17 protein-coding genes are annotated in these 18,272 nt (G+C 60.3%); 7 read left to right on the top strand and 10 right to left on the bottom strand.

From position 1 onward, the window contains the following. Positions 1 to 19: 19 nt before the first annotated feature. The 7 genes from addA to regB form a co-directional block, all read right to left on the bottom strand. Positions 20 to 3,379, bottom strand: a complete 3,360-nt coding sequence (gene addA / locus JT51_RS15605; RefSeq protein ID WP_037314772.1) for a double-strand break repair helicase AddA — start codon at positions 3,377 to 3,379, stop codon at positions 20 to 22. Next, positions 3,376 to 6,303, bottom strand: coding sequence for a double-strand break repair protein AddB (gene addB / locus JT51_RS15610; RefSeq protein ID WP_037314775.1), 2,928 nt, complete (start codon positions 6,301 to 6,303; stop codon positions 3,376 to 3,378). The genes addA and addB overlap by 4 nt, the downstream gene beginning before the upstream one ends. Continuing rightward, the gene (locus JT51_RS15615) at positions 6,296 to 6,982 is read right to left on the bottom strand and encodes a nucleotidyltransferase family protein (RefSeq protein WP_037314778.1); all 687 of its coding nucleotides are present in this window, start codon (positions 6,980 to 6,982) and stop codon (positions 6,296 to 6,298) included. Before JT51_RS15615 ends, addB begins: the two co-directional genes overlap by 8 nt. Further along, positions 6,979 to 7,983 (bottom strand): aminoglycoside phosphotransferase family protein, encoded by a 1,005-nt coding sequence (locus tag JT51_RS15620; protein ID WP_037314782.1) that lies wholly within the window; start codon positions 7,981 to 7,983, stop codon positions 6,979 to 6,981. Before JT51_RS15620 ends, JT51_RS15615 begins: the two co-directional genes overlap by 4 nt. Continuing rightward, positions 7,980 to 8,453 (bottom strand): tRNA (adenosine(37)-N6)-threonylcarbamoyltransferase complex ATPase subunit type 1 TsaE, encoded by a 474-nt coding sequence (tsaE, locus tag JT51_RS15625; RefSeq protein ID WP_037314784.1) that lies wholly within the window; start codon positions 8,451 to 8,453, stop codon positions 7,980 to 7,982. The genes JT51_RS15620 and tsaE overlap by 4 nt, the downstream gene beginning before the upstream one ends. 41 nt (positions 8,454 to 8,494) lie before the next feature. Beyond that, a complete protein-coding gene (locus JT51_RS15630; protein ID WP_037314786.1) occupies positions 8,495 to 10,003 on the bottom strand; it encodes a PAS-domain containing protein in 1,509 nt (502 codons plus the stop codon). 64 nt (positions 10,004 to 10,067) lie between these two features. Continuing rightward, positions 10,068 to 11,465: a sensor histidine kinase RegB gene (gene regB / locus JT51_RS15635; RefSeq protein ID WP_037314788.1), complete on the bottom strand. Its 1,398-nt coding sequence runs from the start codon at positions 11,463 to 11,465 to the stop codon at positions 10,068 to 10,070. 92 nt (positions 11,466 to 11,557) lie between these two features. Here regB and JT51_RS15640 point away from each other — a divergent pair, with 92 nt between their 5' ends. The 3 genes from JT51_RS15640 to JT51_RS15650 all read left to right on the top strand — a co-directional run bounded on the left by JT51_RS15640 (position 11,558) and on the right by JT51_RS15650 (position 13,487). Beyond that, positions 11,558 to 12,178, top strand: coding sequence for an SCO family protein (locus JT51_RS15640; RefSeq protein ID WP_037315405.1), 621 nt, complete (start codon positions 11,558 to 11,560; stop codon positions 12,176 to 12,178). Between the two features lie 86 nt (positions 12,179 to 12,264). After that, on the top strand, positions 12,265 to 12,819 hold the full coding sequence (locus JT51_RS15645) for an ActR/PrrA/RegA family redox response regulator transcription factor (RefSeq protein WP_037314790.1): 555 nt from the start codon (positions 12,265 to 12,267) through the stop codon (positions 12,817 to 12,819). 62 nt (positions 12,820 to 12,881) lie between these two features. Next, positions 12,882 to 13,487, top strand: a complete 606-nt coding sequence (locus JT51_RS15650; RefSeq protein WP_051927605.1) for a hypothetical protein — start codon at positions 12,882 to 12,884, stop codon at positions 13,485 to 13,487. Positions 13,488 to 13,504: 17 nt separating this feature from the next. Here the strand turns inward: JT51_RS15650 and JT51_RS15655 are convergent, their stop codons facing one another. Next, positions 13,505 to 14,098: an HD domain-containing protein gene (locus JT51_RS15655; protein WP_037314792.1), complete on the bottom strand. Its 594-nt coding sequence runs from the start codon at positions 14,096 to 14,098 to the stop codon at positions 13,505 to 13,507. 208 nt (positions 14,099 to 14,306) lie between these two features. Here JT51_RS15655 and JT51_RS15660 point away from each other — a divergent pair, with 208 nt between their 5' ends. From JT51_RS15660 to JT51_RS15675, 4 genes are all read left to right on the top strand, one after another. Beyond that, entirely contained in the window at positions 14,307 to 14,621 is a 315-nt protein-coding gene (locus JT51_RS15660) for a hypothetical protein (RefSeq protein WP_037314794.1), read from the top strand. A gap of 102 nt (positions 14,622 to 14,723) precedes the next feature. Beyond that, entirely contained in the window at positions 14,724 to 16,112 is a 1,389-nt protein-coding gene (ahcY, locus tag JT51_RS15665; protein WP_037314796.1) for an adenosylhomocysteinase, read from the top strand. 13 nt (positions 16,113 to 16,125) lie between these two features. Then, positions 16,126 to 16,875, top strand: coding sequence for an extensin family protein (locus JT51_RS15670; RefSeq protein ID WP_037314798.1), 750 nt, complete (start codon positions 16,126 to 16,128; stop codon positions 16,873 to 16,875). 152 nt (positions 16,876 to 17,027) lie between these two features. Continuing rightward, on the top strand, positions 17,028 to 17,369 hold the full coding sequence (locus JT51_RS15675) for a DUF2853 family protein (protein ID WP_037315411.1): 342 nt from the start codon (positions 17,028 to 17,030) through the stop codon (positions 17,367 to 17,369). 210 nt (positions 17,370 to 17,579) lie between these two features. Here the strand turns inward: JT51_RS15675 and JT51_RS15680 are convergent, their stop codons facing one another. Together JT51_RS15680 and JT51_RS15685 are read right to left on the bottom strand one after the other, a co-directional pair. Further along, positions 17,580 to 18,002: an EVE domain-containing protein gene (locus JT51_RS15680; protein WP_037314800.1), complete on the bottom strand. Its 423-nt coding sequence runs from the start codon at positions 18,000 to 18,002 to the stop codon at positions 17,580 to 17,582. Then, positions 18,002 to 18,271, bottom strand: a complete 270-nt coding sequence (locus tag JT51_RS15685) for a YciI family protein (RefSeq protein WP_037314802.1) — start codon at positions 18,269 to 18,271, stop codon at positions 18,002 to 18,004. The genes JT51_RS15680 and JT51_RS15685 overlap by 1 nt, the downstream gene beginning before the upstream one ends. Between the last annotated feature and the right edge of the window lies 1 nt (position 18,272).

Raw genomic sequence — 18,272 nt, forward strand, 5'->3', positions numbered from 1 at the left:
GGTGCGGGGTAATCCAAGGTCAAGGCATCCGCGTCCGGGCCAGCGCGCCCGTCACAAGATCGTGTGGCAGCCACATCAGATGCGCCGCCCGGGTCCACAGGATCGCAGTGCGGATTTCATGGCCCGGATAAATCTGCGCCAGCGCGTGCGCATAGGCTCCCATCTGTCGCAGCAAGCCTTCGGGGCAGGTTTCCGGGTTGTCGGGAACCGTGATGTTTGTTTTGAAATCAATAACCTGCACCTCTGTCTCGGTCACGATCAGGCGGTCAATGACCCCATGCATTCGCTGCCCGTTCAGATCGGCGGTGACCGGAACCTCGGCCAATGCGTAATCCGCGAAAACGGGCCTCAGATTATCTGCGCTCAGCACGGCCTGCGCCTCGGCCAACAGCTCTTGCCGGTCCGCGTCCTGCATATCGGGCAGAACCCGGGCGCAGAGCTGGGGCCAGATTTGCGGCTCGGCAGATGGCAGGTGTTCCAACAGCAGGTGCAGACGCGTGCCGCGCAGTTTTGCGGCCTCTTCATCCTGACCGGCCTCACTCGGCAGCGCCTTGGCCCCGCCCAACTCCGAAGGGCTGAGCGTTTCCGGCATCGGGTCCGGCGCGGGGGCGGCAGACAGGAACCGGCCAGGCAGGTCCGTGTCCGCAGTCGCAGTTTCCGGCTTTACAACAAGCGGCGGCGCGTCCCAATCCCCATGCGACAGCCGCAAGGTTCCGGACCCGTGCAGCTGCGTGGCCCCTGCCCGCTCCATCGCGGCCTCGACCATCTGATACCAGCTGGTTCCATCCTTGCCGACATCCCCCGCCGCACCAACGATCAGCCACTTTTCCGCTCGTGTCAGAGCCACATATAGCAAGCGAAGCCGCTCGTTTTCTTCGCGTGCGCGGGCCTGTTCGCGTGCGCGGGCGATCAGCGCCGGAGAGGCGTCCGCAGGCACTTTCCAAAGCGGCGTGCCATCCGCCACCATGATCTCGGCATCGCGCGGGGCCTGTCGTTTGCCGGTATCCGGCAGGATCACGATCGGCGCTTCCAGCCCCTTGGAACCATGCACCGTCATCACCCGGATCATATTGCCAACGCCGGTCATCTGCCGTTTGATTTCCAGATCGTCGGTCTGCATCCAGACCAGAAATCCGGTCAGGCTGGGGATATCGGTACGCTCATAGGCCAGCGCCTGTGACAACAGCGCGTTGATGCCATCCTCGGCCTCGGCCCCCAGACGCCCCAGCAGTTTGCGCCGCCCGTCATGGCGGGTCAGAATGCGTTCGATCAGGTCATAAGGGCGCAGAAAGTCGATCTGGCTGCGCAGATCATTAAGAATTTCCAGCGTTTCGGGAAATTCTTCGGCCCGTTGGCGCAGTGCAGCCCACAGGAACTGTTCCTTGCGGCGGTGGGCCAGATCGAAAAGCTGTTGTTCGGTCCACCCGAACAGCGGCGATTTCAGCACGGTCGCCAGTGACAGGCTGTCTTCGGGCGTGGCCAAAAAGCCAAGCAGCGCGGCCAGGTCTTTGACCGCCAACTCTGCACCCACTTTCAGCCGGTCGGCCCCGGCGATGGGCAGATTGGCGGCTTTGCAGGCCCGGATGATTTCCGCAAACAGGTCCGATCGGCGCTGTACGAGGATCAGAAAGTCCCTGGGCTGCACCCTGCGCCGTATGAATGTGCCGGGCGTATCGCCGTCCTCGGGGATCGTCTCGCCCGTCTCGATCATGGTCTTGATCGACTGCGCCACCTGTTCGGCCAGAATGACTGTGTGGTGACGCGCGCCGGGCCGGTCCACGGGGTCGGTCCAATCAACGTCATCATCCTCGTCGACCTTGTCGACCACCGGCCACAGATCGACTCGCCCGGGCAGATCGCCCTTAAAGGCGCGGTGCAGGCTGTCTTTGTGAAACCCGGCGTCAGTGCGGTTTTCGAACAGGATATCGACCAGCGACAGGATCGCACTGGACGACCGAAAGGAATATTCCAGCGTCGAATCCCACAGTTTAGAGCCTGATTCTGCCAATCTTCGGCCAAATTCCTCTTGCATTCGGTCAAAGGCCTGCGGGTCGGCACCCTGAAAGGAATAGATCGACTGTTTCTTGTCGCCGACCACAAAGATCGTGCGTTCAACCCCGGACCGGGCCCCCTCGCCGCTGGTGAATTCCTGCGCCAGTTTTTCGACCACATCCCATTGATCGGGGCTGGTGTCCTGCGCCTCGTCCACCAGAATGTGGTCGATGCCGCCATCCAGCCGGTACAGCACCCATTCCGCCACCGCCGGATCGTTCAGTACCTGTCGCGCGCGCAGGATCAGGTCGTCGAAATCCAGCCAGCCGCGCAGCTGTTTGCGCCGTTCGTATTCCGGCAGGAACGCAGTGGCAAAGCGGTGCAGTATATGCGTCTTGCGCGCGGCGATCAGGCCCAGCCGATGTGCGCGCGCGGCTTCGATGCGCAGCATGAACGCCTCAAGCTGTGGCATATACCCGGCCAGCGCCCCTTCGCGCAGGGCTTTGGTGGGAAAGCTGTTGATCTTGGCGGTAAAGGGCTCCTTTGCCCCTTTGCCAGTCAGAAATACGCTTTCCAACAGGGGCAGTTTGCTGATCCGGGCCTCGGTAAACACCGCCAGTTTGGCCGCAGCCTTGGCGTTGTTGCCGCCGCTTTCGGTCAGGGCGGGCAGGATAGCGCGGATCAGATCGACCTCGCCGCCCATATAGGCGCGGCTTAGCAGCGCGTCCTCGTCAAACCCGTCGGGCAAATCGAACTGCTGCAACAGATCGGACCAGTTCAAAGGTTGCGCAAACAGGTTGCGTTTGTGGGTAAGGGCGGCGGTCAGCTTGTCGAACCCGGTATCGGTGACAAAGCGCGCGACCTCTTCGATCAGCCTGGCCTGAGGGCCTTCGGCGAAGTCCTCGACAATTTCATCGCGCAACAGGGCGGCGGCGCGGTCCTCCATCTCGGAAAACTGGGGGCTGACCCCGGCCTCAAGCGGAAAGCGCCGCAGCAGCGAGGCACAGAAAGAGTGGATCGTCTGGATTTTCAGACCACCCGGCGTTTCGATCGCGCGGGCAAACAGGGTGCGGGCCTGCGCCAGCCGGTCGGGGTCAATCACCCCCTGCACACCAAGATCGGTCAGTTGTGCCAGCAGAGGGTCATCCCCCAGCATGGCCCATTGCCCCAGCCGTTTGAACAGACGGTTCTGCATCTCGCTGGCGGCAGCCTTGGTATAGGTCAGGCACAGGATGTGCTGTGGCTGCACACCCCCCAGCAACAGGCGCGCCACCCGGTCGGTCAGAACCCGCGTCTTGCCTGATCCCGCATTGGCCGCCAGCCAGGTTGAGGCATCGGGCCGCGCGGCCTGCACCTGCCGTTCCGTGGCATCGTTGCGGGCACTCATGTCAGATCTTCGGGTGTGGTTTCATCGGTGCGGTCCCATTCGCCGAACCGGGCCAGATGGTCATAATCGCCAATATCGGTGTCTTTGTGCAGCATCCGACGCGCGGTGAAACCCTGATCAGGCTCTAAATAGGCAGAAATCAGTTCTTTCAGCTCAGCCAGAACCTTGTCGGGCGGCTCTTTGACAAGCGGTGCGGCGACCTCTTTGTAGGCGCCGCCCATGCCAATAAACACCGCCTCGGCGACAGGGATCGGGTCGAACCCTTTGATGCCTCCCCGCTCGGCCATGGCGGCCTCGATCAGCAGCTGCTTGTCGAATTTGGCCTGCTGGCTTTCAGTCGGAGGGGTGCCGGTCTTGTAATCCACAATCCGCAGCGCGCCACGGCTGTTGCGGTCGATCCGGTCGGCGCGGCCTGCGATGGTGAAATCCAGCGGGGTCAGCGCCAGTTTCATGACGGCCTCAAAGGCGACCGGCCCGCCATCGCCCCGCCGGGCGATCTCGGCGCTCAGGAAATCATCGGCAATCCGCTCCAGCCGCGCCAGCCACAGCTTGCGGGCAGTGGGCCAGGCAACATGTTGGTTCAGCAGGGTTTCGGCGCGTTTCAGGAAATTCTCACGGGTCAGCAGGGCCGCGTCCAACACGCTGTCTTTGACGAAATGCTCAAGGATTTCGTGGATAACGATGCCGCGCAACAGGGCATCGGGGGCCTGCACCAACGGGTCCAGCGGCCGCAGCCGCAGCACATGCTTGGCGTAGATCGCATAGGGATCGCGGATCAGCCGCTTGATCTCGGTCACGCTCAGGCCCCGTGGGCGCGACGCGACCGGCGGGCGTGGCGATGGGCGCGGTGCCGGATCAAGCCGCGGCGCGACTTCAAGCTGTTCTGACCAGCGCACCCATTGCTGCCCGCGGGTGCGCATTGCGGAAAGGGCGTCAGGACCACCCTGCCCCGGCAAGCCCTGCAACAGGTTCGTCATGCGGTTCAACCAGCGCGACGGCACGGTTTCGGCGTCATCCGAGCGTGTCGCGCGGGTCAGCCAGACCTCTGGCGCGCCGACCGCCTGTTGAAAATCATGGGCCGACAGGCCGATGCGGCGTTCTGGCAGCAACAGCCCGGCCTTGTCGCGCATCTGGCGGTTCAGCCAGGGGTCCGGTGCGGCGGCCTCGGGCCAGCTGCCTTCGTTCAACCCGCCCAGAATCAGCAGATCCGCCCCCTGCACGCGTGCCTCAAGCGTGCCCCAGATCATGATGTGCGGATGTGGCGCGTCGCGGTCGCGTACCTCTTCGCCAGCCAACAGCGCGCCCAGAAGGTCGGCAAAATCATGGGCAGTCATTGGGCCGCCGTGCTGCGCCTCGGCCTCCAGCGCGGTCAGAACGGCCAGCGCTTTTTGTCCTGCGTTCTTGTCCCACAGCGTGCCGGTGTCGCCCGTGCTGCCGGCCGAAATCGCCTCGGCCAGACTGCGCAGGCGGGTCACCCAATCGGACAAGGGAAGCTCTGCCGTTACGTGCTGATTGCAGAAATGGGTGGTCAGCCAGCGCATCCAATCCTCGGGGACTTCTTTGCGGATGGCAAAGGCGGTCAGGCTGACCGTATCGGGGAATGGCGGGCCGTGACGGCGCAGATCCAGTTCCAGATCACGGGAATGCAGCAGATGTGCCCCCCGATCACCGCCGCCATGACACAGCGGATGTTTCAGCAGGGTCAGCAGCGCGTCACCTTCCAGCCGTCTTGCGAACAAGCCCGCCACATGGCGCAGGAACCGACCGGGCGGAGACAGCTGCAGCGGCAAGCCCGCGCTGTCGTCGGGCAGGATGTTCCAGCGGTCCAGCGCGGCGCTAACCTGACGTGTCAGCATCCGGTCCGGCGTGATCAGGGCGGCGGTCTGCCCGGTTTCCGCCGCTTGCCGTAGGCGCAGGGCAATGGCCAACGCCTCGGCGCGGGGGGATTGCGCCTCGATCAATGCCAGGTCTTTGGTGGCACTGTCCAGATCGGTCAGCCGGGGACCCTCGGACATCCAGGCATCGGTAATGGGCGCGGGGCGTAATGCCAGTGAAATCAGTTTGTTACGGGCAGGTGAGGGGGCAGGGTCATCGGTCCAGCGTTCAATCTGATCCGGCTGCACCTCAAGCCGGGTCATCAGTTTGCGAAACCGGAATTGCGGATGATCTTCCGAGGTCAGCGCATCGTCCAACCCCTGCCAGACATGGTGTGGCTGGTCGAAATCAAATCCGGGAAGGATCAGCGCCCCTTGCGGCAGGCGGGAGACCGCCTCCATCAGCATCAGCGTGGTGCCGCGCGAACCGGTAGAGCCGGCAAGGATCACCGGATGTTGCGGCGGGGCGAATTGCCAGCGATCAATCAGGTTTTCCACCACGCGCCGTTGCCGTGCCTGCGCGTCCAGCGCATCGGGGCCGGTGTCGATGAAGTGATCGGCGATGCCAATAAAGGCCTGCGCACGGGCCCAATGGCCGGACATGTCGCTGACGTCCAACTGTCGGATGGCATCCGGTGATACCCCTTCGCCCTGCATCTCATCAATCAGGGCGGCCAGGCTGTCAGACAGATCAAACAAAGAGGATCGCGCAGCCAGATCAGGCTGTTGTTCCAACAGTTTGGAAATCAGCTGCGTCAGCTCCAATCTGCGTCGCAGCGGTGGGATCGCGGGTGGAAGCTGTGCCAGATCGACGCTTTCGCCCAGATCGGTGACCAGCGACAGGCGTGGCAACAGGCAGGCGGGACCGCGATCAAACAGCTCGCGCACGCGGCGGGCCATGCGGCGGGTGTTGACGACCAGCTGCACCCGCGCCAGCGCCTCGGGCGGGTGATCGGCGCTGCGGTGTCGCAGCCCGTCCACCAGCGCCCTGGGAAAATCCGCACCGGGTGGAACGGCAAAGACGCGGGGCGCGGTGCTGGGCTTAAACATCGGCGATCAGCCCTTCGGCCAGCGCGATCCCTTCGGGGCGGCCCACATCGCACCAGTGACCGGGAAAGGTGGCGGCAAACAGGCGGTTCTGATTTTGCATCCGGTCCCACAGCAGGTTCAGCGAGAATGCTTTTTCCGGCACCGCCTTCAGCCCCTCGGTTTTTACAATCTGCGCGCCGCCATAGACCAGACCGGGTCCGCGGGTGATCCGGCCCGCGTCATCCACCGTGAAATCACCCGGCCCTGTATGCCCGATGGTCTGTGCGACCGGAATGCACATCAACAACGCGTCCATCTTATCGGGGTCCCAAGCATCGCGCAGCAGGGTCAAAGGGTTTGGACCCGACCAGATCGCATCGGTGTTCAGAGTAAATACCGGCCCAGACCCCAGCAGGGGCAGAGCCGCGCGCAGCCCGCCGCCAGTTTCCAGAATCTCGGGCTGTTCGTGCGACAGCAGCACGCCTTTGGAGGTCAGATGCGTTGCAAGGTGATCAGGCAGATAGTGCAGGTTGGCCGCCACTCGCGCGGGGCGCAGATCGTCCACCAGATCCAGTGCGTGGTCGATCAGAGGGCGACCTGCGACCTGAATCAGCGGCTTGGGCCGGTCCTTGGTCAAGGCGCCCATGCGGGTGCCGAACCCTGCGGCAAACAGCATCACGGCTTCGGGGCATTGGGTCATTTCGGTCTGAGCCTGTCCAGATGGTCCGGGGTTGGCGCGGGCAGGGCCGTGCGCAGCAGATCGGCGACGGTGACCAGCGCAGGATGGTCCAGATCGCGCATCAGATGCGCCCAAGTGGCCGGGATAAGATCAACGTACTGCGGTTTGCCGTATTCCGTTGCCAAACGGGCAAAGATCCCCAAAATCCGCAGGTTCCTCTGCGCGCCCAAAACTGCATAAGCGGTGCGGAAATCGTGATCATTCACGCCGGTTGCGGTGATATAGCGGTCCACCATCCGCATTTCAGTGCCCGCAGCCACGTCGCGGCGCACGTCCTGCAACAGCGACACAAGATCATAGGCCGGATGCCCCAGCATGGCGGTCTGGAAATCCAGTAAACCCACCCGTTTCACCCCCGTGCGCTCGGGCAGCCAGATCAGGTTTTCGGCGTGGTAATCGCGCTGGACGACAACCTTCGCGCCCGATGTTTCGTTATGCAATATGTCTGAGAACCGGTATTCGAACCGTTCCCGCGCGTCCGTGTCATGCGTTCCAAGAACCGATTGCGCGTATTTGGTAAAGGACAGCGCGGCCAGCTCGGTCATCAGGGACGGGCCGTAAGACGGCAGCGACAGGATGGGTGCCTTGTGCAGATCAATCAACACGTCGGTTGCGGCCCCGTACAGCTCGCGCTCCATGCGCGGGTGCTGCTTGAGAATGCGGGCAAACAGGTCATCCCCCAGATCTTCCAGCAGCAGAAACCCGTATTGGGTGTCTTCGGCGTAAATCTCGGGCGCGCTCAGTCCGATCGAGCGGAGATGATTGGCCATGCGCACAAAGGATTCAACGCTTTCGGCCTTGCCGGGTGGAGAATCCATCAACACGGCCGTCCGGCCGCTGTCCGGGTCTGTCAGCCGTTCATAGCGCCGGTTCGAGGCATCCCCCGCCAGCGGCGCACGGGTTGCGTTGGCCCATGGGGTTTGTGCAATCAATGCCGCAGCCAGCACTGCCCGGTTGGTCATGCGGCAATCTCCAGTTTCGGGGTCCAGACCGGGTTGCTCCAGCTGAGGGTCAATTGCCGCGTTTCCATTGTGTTAGGGTCTGTTTCAAAGGTCATTTTCAAGGCGGATTCCGGTGTCAGCGGACCCAGTTTATCGGGCCATTCGACCAGGCAGATGGCGGTGTCGAAGGCGTCGATCAGGCCAAGTTCCTCAACCTCTTCCACGGCGCTTAGGCGGTACAGGTCGCAATGCCAGATTTCACCGGATTCGGTGTCATATGCCTGAACCAGCGTGAATGTGGGCGAGGGGACATCCTCGGGTATGGCCATCAGCGATTGGATCAGGCTGCGCGCGAAATGGGTTTTGCCGCTACCGATATCCCCTTCCAGCAACAAGATGTCACCGGGCCGCAACGCAGCGCCAAGCCGGGTTGCAAACAGGGCCGTTTCTTCGGGCGAATTCAAGGTGATCGAAAGGGGTGGCGCGGTCATGGCGCCACAATGAACCTACGCCCGGTTGGCTGCAACCCGGTTCAGGCGCTGATCTGCCGTATCTCTTGCCGCACCCCTGCGCCGACGTCGGTGGCAAAGCAGATGATCGTGGCCCCGTTCTGCATCGGGCTGACAGTGCACCTGAGCGGCACGCCGTTTCGCATCTGAATGTCGCCATACCATTCGACCCGGTTGTCGCGCGTTTCAACAAAGTCCCGGATTTCGCCCAGAATGGGCGTGGCGGCGCAATGTTCCTGCCACGCGCGCGTCACCTCCAGCACGGAATCCGGTTCAAACCCGGTTTCCCCGCTGTCCCCCCACAGCTTTTGATAAGCGGTGTTCGTGATCGCCAGCGTACCGTCGTCGCCAAATACGGCAATGGCGTCGGCCAGCTTGTCCAGCACGGATTGCATCAGGTCCATTTCTGACCGAAACCGCCGGGTCAGCGTGATTTCGGCGGTGATGTCTTCGAACAGAAACGCCACTGCGCCGTCCGGATGGGGGCGGCCGCTGACGGAATAGACCGACCCCGACGGCAGCGACCAGGTTTCCTGATAATTCCCGTCCTCAGCCGCCTCAAGAAGGTCATTCATCTGGCTGCGCCAACTGCGATAGTTCTTGGGTTCCGGCATCATGTGCTGATCGCGCATCCGGTCGAAAAAGCTGGACAGGCTGGGGCGGCAGCTCAGGAAATCCGGGGGCAGGGTGGTCAGGTCGATCAGGGCCGGGTTGAACAGCGCCAGCTGGCGGTTCCGGTCGAAAATCGCCAACCCAATGGACAGCTGGGCAAAGGTTTTCGTCATGGTCTGGACGAATTTGCGTTGGGCGGTTTCCGCGGCAACGATGGCATTGATATCAACGGCGTAACACAGATGCCCTTCGGGGTGATCGACCAGGGTAAGATCGAACCACAGTTTGTTGTCGCTTCCTTCCGACAGGATCGAGACACGGGTCTTGGCGCTCAGCCGGGTGTCATCGTCCGCGCTGGGAAACAGCGGCGCGGTCAGGTCCGTATCCTGCCCACGAACCTTGCGCACCAATGAGACATAGGCGGCATTGCACCAGCGGACGTTGCTGTGATGATCCAGCAGCCAGACCGGATAGGGGGCCTGCTCCATCGCCAGGCGGCTGGGGTCGTTGGGGTCGCGCAAAACGGTTGCGGGGCATTCGGAACTGTCGCGCAGCTGCACGCGTACAATGCCGTCAATCCATTCGCACAGCACATCACGCTCCACCGTGCAGTCGATGGCCGGGATAACCAGATTCCCCTCGCGCCGAATCCGGTCGGGTGTTTCGGGAAACGTCGGGAAATCCCGTTGCAGCAGGCGGCGCAGGTCCGACCAATCGCGGACCGATTCAAACCCTTCCAATGCCATGTCGGAATGGCTGATCAGGCGATGGCCGTCGAACAGAAATACCGCATCGAACAGCGATGCCGGTGCGGATAATCCAAAGTTGTCGCCCCGCTGTCTGCGGCGGGGCAAAAGCCATTGAACCGCAAGGCTGGCCGAAACCAGGCTGATAGCGGCCAGAATGATCCAGTCGACCATGCGTTCTCCGGTGCTGAAACCACGAGACGGGACTATCGGTCTTAATGGTTAACGGGGTGTTAACTCAGGCCTGGATGCGTTGGTTTGCGCCCGATGGAACGGGCGTATCCCCGAACTGGGCGTCCACCAGGTTCCGAGGCCACCGGACCTTGACAATCGCGCCCCGGCGTTCGGGGTTGTCGGTCAGGGTCTGATAGGGGTCTGACCCGTTGGCGAACTCCAATTCGGCACCGCTGCGTTCCAGCAGGGTTTTGGCGATGAACAGGCCCAGACCCATACCTTCGTATTCAGGGCGGGCGCGCTGGTCGGTTTCGGCGCGGCGGCGGCGCATGAAGGGGTCGCCAATGCGGCCGATCATCTGCGACGGGTATCCGCGCCCGTCATCCATGATGCTGACGGTGATCTGATCGGTGGTCCACTCGGCCTCGACCCAGACATTGGCGCGGGCGAAATCCACCGCGTTCTGGATCAGGTTGCGCAGGCCATGAATGATCTCGGGCTTACGCAGGATCGAGGGTTGCTGCACATCGCCGTCCTCTGCCGGACCTTCGCCGAAATGAACGGTCTTGCCCCGATGGATATGTGGTTCGGCCGCCTCGTGGATCACGGTGGACAGCGGGGCCTGCCGCAAATGCAGGTCGTCTTTACCGGCCCGGCCCATGTCGCGCAGAATATCCCGGCACCGGTTGGCCTGTTCGCGGATCAGGGCGGCGTCTTCCTTGAGGTCAGGGCGGTCGTCCAACTCTTCGATCAGCTCGGCGCTAGTCAGCTTGATCGTGGCCAGCGGCGTGCCCAGCTCATGCGCGGCCGCGGCGACCACACCACCCAGATCGGTCAGCTTCTGTTCGCGCGCCAGGGCCATATGGGTGGCAGCCAGCGCTTCGGACATCGACTGCACCTCGGAGCTGACGCGGTGGGAATAAGCCCCGAGAAACACAATGGCGATGACAATCGCGGCCCAGTTTCCGAACAGCAGGATATCGGGAATATCCAGTTCGACACCCAAATCGGTTTGCAGCGGCAGGTGAAATTCAGCCAACAGAGTAGTCAGGGCAATGGCCACGCCACCGATAATCAGGGTTGATCGGGTGCTCATGACGCTGGCCGAGATGGTCACCGGCCCCACCAGCAACAGCGCAAACGGGTTGTTCAGCCCGCCGGTCAGATACAACAGGATGGTCAGCTGAAGCAGATCGAACAGCACCATCAGGAAGTTCTCGAATTCGGACAGGCGCTTGCTGCGGGGGAACAGCAGGATCGCTGTCAGGTTCCCCATCACCGAAACCCCGATGGCCAGATAACAAAGGGTGACATCCAGCCGCACGTCATAGGTTTGCTGGGCGACGGTAATGGCGGTGATCTGGCCGAATATGGCCACCCAGCGCAACAGGATCAGTGTTCGCAGCCGAATCCAACTGCTGCGTTCCTGACCGCGCCACAAAGTGATGTTGGAAATTGCCATCGGTCTATTATGTCCTGTTGCATCGGCTGATCATCTTGATAGGTGTCCCGGCCGAAACGTTCAACAACCCCTCGCATGTCAGGATAGATGTCATGGTCCGCCTTTATGCCATCCTCGCAACCGTTGTTTTGGCCGTTGGCCTTGGTGCCATGTGGCTGCTGACCCGAGGCACCGGATCGGACGACAAGTTCGCGCAATGCCGCTCAAGCCAGATCGCAGGCGGCACGGCGGCGATCGGCGGCCCGTTCGAATTGGTCAACGGCAAGGGCGAAACGGTCACGGACAAGGATGTGATCACTGAGCCGACGCTGGTTTACTTTGGCTATACTTTCTGCCCCGATGTCTGCCCGTTCGACATGTCGCGCAACGCCGAAGCCGTTGATGTTCTGGCCGAACGCGGCCAGTCGGTGACACCGCTTTTCATCTCGATCGACCCGGACCGCGACACGCCCGAGGTGATGGGGGATTATGCCTTTAACCTGCACGAACGCATGATTGCGCTGACCGGATCGCCGGAACAGGTCAAGGCCGCCAGCAAGGCTTATAAGACCTATTACAAGGCTCAGGACAAAAGCGACGAATATTACCTGGTCGATCACACGACCTATACCTATCTGGTCACGCCCGAGGATGGATTCATTGAGTTTTTCAACCGCGACGACACGGCCGAGCAGATGGCCGACAAGGTTGGATGTTTCCTGGACAAGATATAGAACGCAACGGCCCGTTTGACGTTTGGAATGGCGCTGCTATTACTCATGTTTAAGCCAAAGGCGTGAAATAGCGGAAAGAATATAATATGGCGGACAGCTCTCAACTCGATATCGGCGCGGACAAATCCCTGCTGTTGGTGGATGATGACGAGCCGTTTCTGAGACGCCTGGCCAAGGCCATGGAAAAACGCGGGTTCGAGGTTGAAACCGCCGGTTCCGTCGCCGCAGGCCGCGCCATTTCGACCGCCCGCCCGCCCGCCTATGCGGTCGTCGATCTGCGGCTTGAGGATGGCAATGGTCTGGATGTGGTCGAGGTGCTGCGTGAGAAACGCCCCGACAGCCGGGTTGTGGTTCTGACCGGATATGGCGCGATTGCCACTGCCGTGGCGGCGGTCAAGATCGGTGCGACGGATTACCTGTCTAAACCCGCCGACGCCACTGACATCACCAACGCGCTGCTGGCCAAGGGCGACGAACTGCCCCCGCCGCCGGAAAATCCCATGAGCGCGGATCGTGTGCGCTGGGAGCATATCCAGCGGGTCTATGAGCTGTGTGACCGGAATGTCTCCGAGACGGCGCGCCGCCTGAACATGCACCGCCGGACTTTGCAGCGGATATTGGCAAAGCGTAGCCCGCGGTAAAATTTTTAAGAACTTTAGAGAAAAAATTTAACAATTTCAAATGATTAATTGTAATAAATGGCATGTGCGATAGTTGGATTGAAGTAATAAAAGAGTGGCAGACGCTTGTTGCAGGATTATTAGCGTTGGGTGCTGCCTTTTTGACTATTCGCACCATGCGGAAGCAAATGGTGAACGAGAGTATCCGTCACGAAAGCCAACTGCGTCGCCAGAAAAAGGCTGCTCGAGCGAAAATGCCAGACGCGTTGAGTGAAATGAGCGAATATGCGCGTCAGGTTGGAGGGTATTTACTCGAAACTCAGGAGGAACCCCCTCAGCCTCCGTCCGCCTCCATTACAACTCTGCAGCAAGTCATTGAATATATTGACGATGATGCAGCAGACCGGGCTTTCGAGCTTGCCTCGTTGTTTCAGGTTCAACATGCCCGGATGACAAGTTCCGGACCCAAGAGACAACATATCCTACATAAATATGACATCGCGTTGTTGCAGGCATATACCAATAGTCTGTTTGACTATGCTCGAAACGAGGTGGAGTCAGTTTCAAATGAAAAACCTTCTCGCGAAGATATGAGAACGGCTACGGTCAATGTTTTTGATCGTATTCGGATAAATCAAAACCGACCGCTATTTTCAGAGCTTCAAAAATTAATCGAGAGTAAGCACTAGATTGGTATCTGAGAAAGCTATTGCTGAATTAGCAATTCACTATGCCGCGCCAAATACGCCTCTCTTACCTCAACCGGCGGCCTCAACCTGATCTCCAAACCCTCCATCACCGCCTTGTCCGGGCGGCCAAAGAATTTGGTGGCCTCAGACTCGGAAAACCCCGCGATTTGGGTGGCCTCCATCCAGGCGCTGATCCTGTCGGCCTTTTTGATCTGCCGTTTCACCGTTTTGGGCACCGCAGCAGGCAAGCCGAAGCGGATGTGGATCGCTGCCGCCAGACGATCATCCAGCGCGCCGTAATCCGGCCCGACGGCGGATTTGACCGGCGAGATCATATCTCCGATCACATATTCCGGCGCATCGTGTAACAGGGCCGCCAAACGCCATTTCACCGGCGCTTTGGGGGCAATCCGGCCGAAAAGCTCTTCAACCAGAAGGGAATGTTCGGCCACGGAATAGGCGAAATCGCCCGCCGTTTGCCCGTTCCAGCGCGCCACAAACGCCAGCCCGTGCGCGATATCTTCGATCTCGATATCCACGGGCGTGGGGTCCAGCAAATCCAGCCTGCGCCCTGACAGCATTCTTTGCCATGCTCTGGGTTGTGTTGCCATTATGCCATGCCTTGTGAAGTTGCACACTTTGAATTCGCGTTTTTATGCTATGATGTACCTGTCTGGATCACTTGCTGCCAACGTTTTCTTGAGCATTCGTGCTTTGAACCGGTGCGAAACGATCCCGACATCATGGACTGAGGGGGGTGCAGACTCCTCCCAGTTGCGCCTCCTCTCGAAACGAAACTCGTATCGAAAGGAGCTTGCTATGTTCAAGCGTTTGTTTGCACTCGCCCTGACCTTTGGAATGGCCGCCACCGCGCCGCCCGCCTTCGCCCAGAATTGTGCGCAGCGCGAGCATGTGATCACCAAATTGCAAGACAGCTATTCGGAACAGCTGGTCTTTGGTGGATTGCAGAAAACACGGGGTGCGCAGTCGGTCATGGAGGTTTGGACCTCAGAGGAAACGGGAAGTTATACCGTCCTGGTGACCCATGCGAACGGCATGAGTTGTATTGTCGCCGTTGGCACCGATTTTTTCGAAGCTATTCCGAAAATCAAGGTTGAGGGTACGCCAAGCTGATTTATTCGGCGTAAATTCCCGTTTCCGGCCATCTTCGTTGCCACCTGTCCCAAGGAATGCTAGGGGCACTCCGGATCAAGATTTACCGGAGTGGAGCACCTGATGGCCGGGGACTATATCGTCAAAGACATTACACTGGCCGGGTTCGGCCGCAAGGAACTGGATATCGCCGAAACCGAGATGCCGGGCCTGATGTCCCTGCGCGCCGAATATGGCGAGGCAAAGCCGCTGAAAGGCGCGCGCATCGTCGGGTCGCTGCATATGACCATTCAGACCGCTGTTCTGATTGAAACGCTGGTGGCGCTGGGCGCGGATGTGCGCTGGGCATCGTGCAACATCTTCTCCACCCAGGATCACGCCGCGGCTGCGATCGCTGAGGCTGGTGTGCCGGTCTTTGCTATCAAGGGCCAGACCCTGGAAGAGCATTGGGATTACCTGGACAAATCCTTCCTGTTCGAAGACGGCCCAAACATGATTCTGGACGATGGCGGCGATGCGACGCTGTACATCCTGCTGGGTGCCCGCGCCGAAGCAGGCGAGGATATCATCCCCGTTCCCGGTTCCGAGGAAGAAGAGGCGATCAAGGCGCAGATCGCCAAGCGTATGGCGGCCTCACCCGGCTGGTTTACCAAGATGCGCGGTCAGATCCAGGGCGTTTCCGAGGAAACGACCACCGGCGTGAACCGTCTGTACCAACTGGTGAAAGAGGGTCAGCTGCCATTCCCAGCGATCAACGTGAACGACAGCGTCACCAAATCGAAGTTCGACAACAAGTACGGCTGCAAGGAATCGCTGGTTGACGGCATCCGTCGCGCCACCGACACCATGATGGCCGGCAAGGTTGCCGTGGTCTGTGGGTACGGCGATGTGGGTAAAGGCTCGGCCGCGTCACTGCGCGGTGCCGGTGCTCGTGTGAAAGTGACCGAGGTCGACCCGATCTGCGCCCTGCAGGCTGCCATGGACGGGTTTGAAGTGACGCTGCTGGAAGATGAAGTCGAAAGTGCAGACATCTTCATCACCACCACTGGCAACAAGGACGTGATCCGGATCGAGCATATGCGCGCGATGAAGGACATGGCCATCGTTGGCAACATCGGCCACTTTGACAATGAAATTCAGGTGGCCAACCTGAAGAACCACAAATGGACCAACATCAAGGAACAGGTGGACATGATCGAACTGCCCTCAGGCAGCCGCATCATCCTGTTGTCCGAAGGCCGTCTGCTGAACCTTGGCAACGCCACCGGTCACCCGTCGTTTGTGATGTCGGCGTCCTTCACCAACCAGGTTCTGGCGCAGATCGAACTGTTCACCAAGGGTGACGAATACGAGAACGACGTCTACATCCTGCCCAAACATCTGGACGAGAAAGTCGCCCGCCTGCATCTGGACCGCATCGGCGTCAAGCTGACCAAGATGGACAGCGAACAGGCGGCCTATATCGGTGTGAAACCTGAAGGCCCCTATAAGCCCGAGCATTACCGCTACTGATCGCGGATCGGGTATGACAGAACGCAATGGACGCCGCCGGTTTTTGCATCTGGCGGCGTCTTTGTTTTTTACGGTCGTTGCCTTGCTGATCATCGTGGGCGGGGGCGGATGGTGGGTCTTGTCGCATCCGCAATCCCCGGTGCCGTCACATTGGAACCCGCTGCGGGATTTAACCGTACGGGCACCAGTCACGCCGATAACCACATATCAACTGCAGCGCGCTTTGGGGGATGAGGCGCAATGCCGGGCGGCCCTGTCTGCCGCCGGGGTGACCTTTGCGCCGATGGATGATCTGGTGGTTGACCCGAACTGCGGCATCGCAGGTCGGGGCCTGTTGTCGCGTCTGGTTACGGCCAGGGTTGCCGCGGTCGAAACCAGCTGTACCACAACCCTGCGGCTGGCCATGTGGGAACATCACGTGGTGCAGCCCGCCGCGCGGGATGTGTTGGGCACCGATGTTCGCGCCCTGCATCATCTGGGCAGCTACAACTGTCGTCGGATGCGCACCGCGCAAGGCCAGGACAGCGGCTGGAGCAGCCACGCCACCGCAGATGCAATTGATATCATCAGTCTGGATCTGGAGGATGGGCGCAAACTGACCCTGCTGTCCGATTGGGCTGTACCCGGACCCCAGGCCGAGTTTTTGCGCCGCATCAACCAGGGTGCCTGTGATTGGTTTCGGGTCGTTTTGGGGCCTGATTACAATCGCTTGCACGCAGATCACTTCCATCTGCAAGGCCCTGGGTGGGGCTTTTGCAGATAGCCCGATCCGGCGGCCCTCCTTTACCTGTAGCCATGGAATCTCAGGGGGGAGAAATCCCCGAACTTTTTCCTTTCGGAAACATTGCTGTCACGGCTAACCTTATCTGCGACGGCAGTTTGTGCCGTGAAAACACAACCAATGGAGACCGGGACATGGGAAAACGCGACGAGTTGATCGCCAAATATGCGGAAGATCTGAAAGACAAATGCGGGATGGATGCGGATATGGATCTGCTGACCAAGGTTACCATCGGCTGCGGCCCGGCGATTTATGACGCCGACGCGTCGACCGTGGCAGCCACGCAAGAAGCCGAGCTTGAGACGGTCAAGAACAATTTCCTGATCAAGAAACTCGGCCTGTCCGACGGGCCTGAACTGATGCAAGCGATCAACAAGGCGCTGGAAACCTATGGCATGTCCGAGCGCAACAAGTACCGCGCCGTGGTCTACTACATGCTGACCAAGCAGTTTGGCAAAGAGTCGGTTTACGGCTAATCCTTTGGATTACAGACGCCCGTCAGATTGCTGACGGGCGTGTTCAATTTTAGACATTTGGCGTTTGTACCAGGCGCCGGAAATCGACTAATGTCAGCATATGACCAGGACGGTCAGAACCAAGGTTTTTCCAGATGCGTGTGGTGAGTAGGGAGCACGCGGGGGTAGGGAAGGTTCTGCATCCGTCAGGACCTTCCCTTTTTTACTGATTCAGTCTGCTTGTGTCTGACCCAGATCGCAGATCACCTGCCATTCCGCATCGCTGACCGGCTGCACCGACAGGCGCGAGTTTTTCACCAGCACCATCTCGGCCAGCCGTTCATCCGCCTTGATCTGATCCAGCGTGACCGGGGCTGTGAACGGCCGCACCGCCTTGATGTCCACGCATTCCCAGCGTTCATCATCGGTGGTGCTGTCGGGATGGACCTCGGCGCAGACTTCGACAATGCCGACGATCGCCTTGTCCTTTTGCGAGTGGTAGAAAAACCCTCGGTCGCCGACCTCCATCTGCCGCATGAAATTGCGCGCCTGATAGTTGCGCACGCCGTCCCATTCCTCGCCCGCGTTGCCTTTGGCAACCTGCTGGTCCCAGCCCCAGGTCGAGGGTTCGGATTTGAACAGCCAATATGCCATCAGCCCACGACCTTTTTCCAGGCGATCAGATCGACGGATTTGAACAACCCGGCCTTGGCATAAGGGTCATTGTCGGCCCAGTTTTGCGCGGCGGCCATATCTTCGACCTCAAGGATGATCAGCGATCCGGTCATGGCGTCACCGTCCGACAGCGGTCCGGCCTGCGACACGACGCCGGTCTTCTCGATATAGGCCAGATGGTCGGCACGGTTGTCCAGCCGGGTTTGCAAAGCGCCGTCCTTGTCACGGGCGATGAGGGCGATCAGCATG

Source organism: Ruegeria halocynthiae (assembly GCF_000743705.1).
Classification (GTDB): Bacteria; Pseudomonadota; Alphaproteobacteria; order Rhodobacterales; family Rhodobacteraceae; genus Ruegeria; species Ruegeria halocynthiae_B.

What these genes read in the sequence shown, in the direction of transcription:
- JT51_RS15655 (WP_037314792.1), bottom strand. Translation starts at nt 14,098, where the DNA reads ATGGCAACACAACCCAGAGCATGGCAAAGAATGCTGTCAGGGCGCAGG.
- ahcY (WP_037314796.1), top strand. Translation starts at nt 14,724, where the DNA reads ATGGCCGGGGACTATATCGTCAAAGACATTACACTGGCCGGGTTCGGC.
- JT51_RS15640 (WP_037315405.1), top strand. Translation starts at nt 11,558, where the DNA reads ATGGTCCGCCTTTATGCCATCCTCGCAACCGTTGTTTTGGCCGTTGGC.
- tsaE (WP_037314784.1), bottom strand. Translation starts at nt 8,453, where the DNA reads ATGACCGCGCCACCCCTTTCGATCACCTTGAATTCGCCCGAAGAAACG.
- JT51_RS15660 (WP_037314794.1), top strand. Translation starts at nt 14,307, where the DNA reads ATGTTCAAGCGTTTGTTTGCACTCGCCCTGACCTTTGGAATGGCCGCC.
- regB (WP_037314788.1), bottom strand. Translation starts at nt 11,465, where the DNA reads ATGGCAATTTCCAACATCACTTTGTGGCGCGGTCAGGAACGCAGCAGT.
- JT51_RS15685 (WP_037314802.1), bottom strand. Translation starts at nt 18,271, where the DNA reads ATGCTGATCGCCCTCATCGCCCGTGACAAGGACGGCGCTTTGCAAACC.
- JT51_RS15650 (WP_051927605.1), top strand. Translation starts at nt 12,882, where the DNA reads ATGTGCGATAGTTGGATTGAAGTAATAAAAGAGTGGCAGACGCTTGTT.
- addB (WP_037314775.1), bottom strand. Translation starts at nt 6,303, where the DNA reads ATGTTTAAGCCCAGCACCGCGCCCCGCGTCTTTGCCGTTCCACCCGGT.
- JT51_RS15615 (WP_037314778.1), bottom strand. Translation starts at nt 6,982, where the DNA reads ATGACCCAATGCCCCGAAGCCGTGATGCTGTTTGCCGCAGGGTTCGGC.
- addA (WP_037314772.1), bottom strand. Translation starts at nt 3,379, where the DNA reads ATGAGTGCCCGCAACGATGCCACGGAACGGCAGGTGCAGGCCGCGCGG.
- JT51_RS15630 (WP_037314786.1), bottom strand. Translation starts at nt 10,003, where the DNA reads ATGGTCGACTGGATCATTCTGGCCGCTATCAGCCTGGTTTCGGCCAGC.
- JT51_RS15670 (WP_037314798.1), top strand. Translation starts at nt 16,126, where the DNA reads ATGACAGAACGCAATGGACGCCGCCGGTTTTTGCATCTGGCGGCGTCT.
- JT51_RS15675 (WP_037315411.1), top strand. Translation starts at nt 17,028, where the DNA reads ATGGGAAAACGCGACGAGTTGATCGCCAAATATGCGGAAGATCTGAAA.
- JT51_RS15680 (WP_037314800.1), bottom strand. Translation starts at nt 18,002, where the DNA reads ATGGCATATTGGCTGTTCAAATCCGAACCCTCGACCTGGGGCTGGGAC.
- JT51_RS15620 (WP_037314782.1), bottom strand. Translation starts at nt 7,983, where the DNA reads ATGACCAACCGGGCAGTGCTGGCTGCGGCATTGATTGCACAAACCCCA.
- JT51_RS15645 (WP_037314790.1), top strand. Translation starts at nt 12,265, where the DNA reads ATGGCGGACAGCTCTCAACTCGATATCGGCGCGGACAAATCCCTGCTG.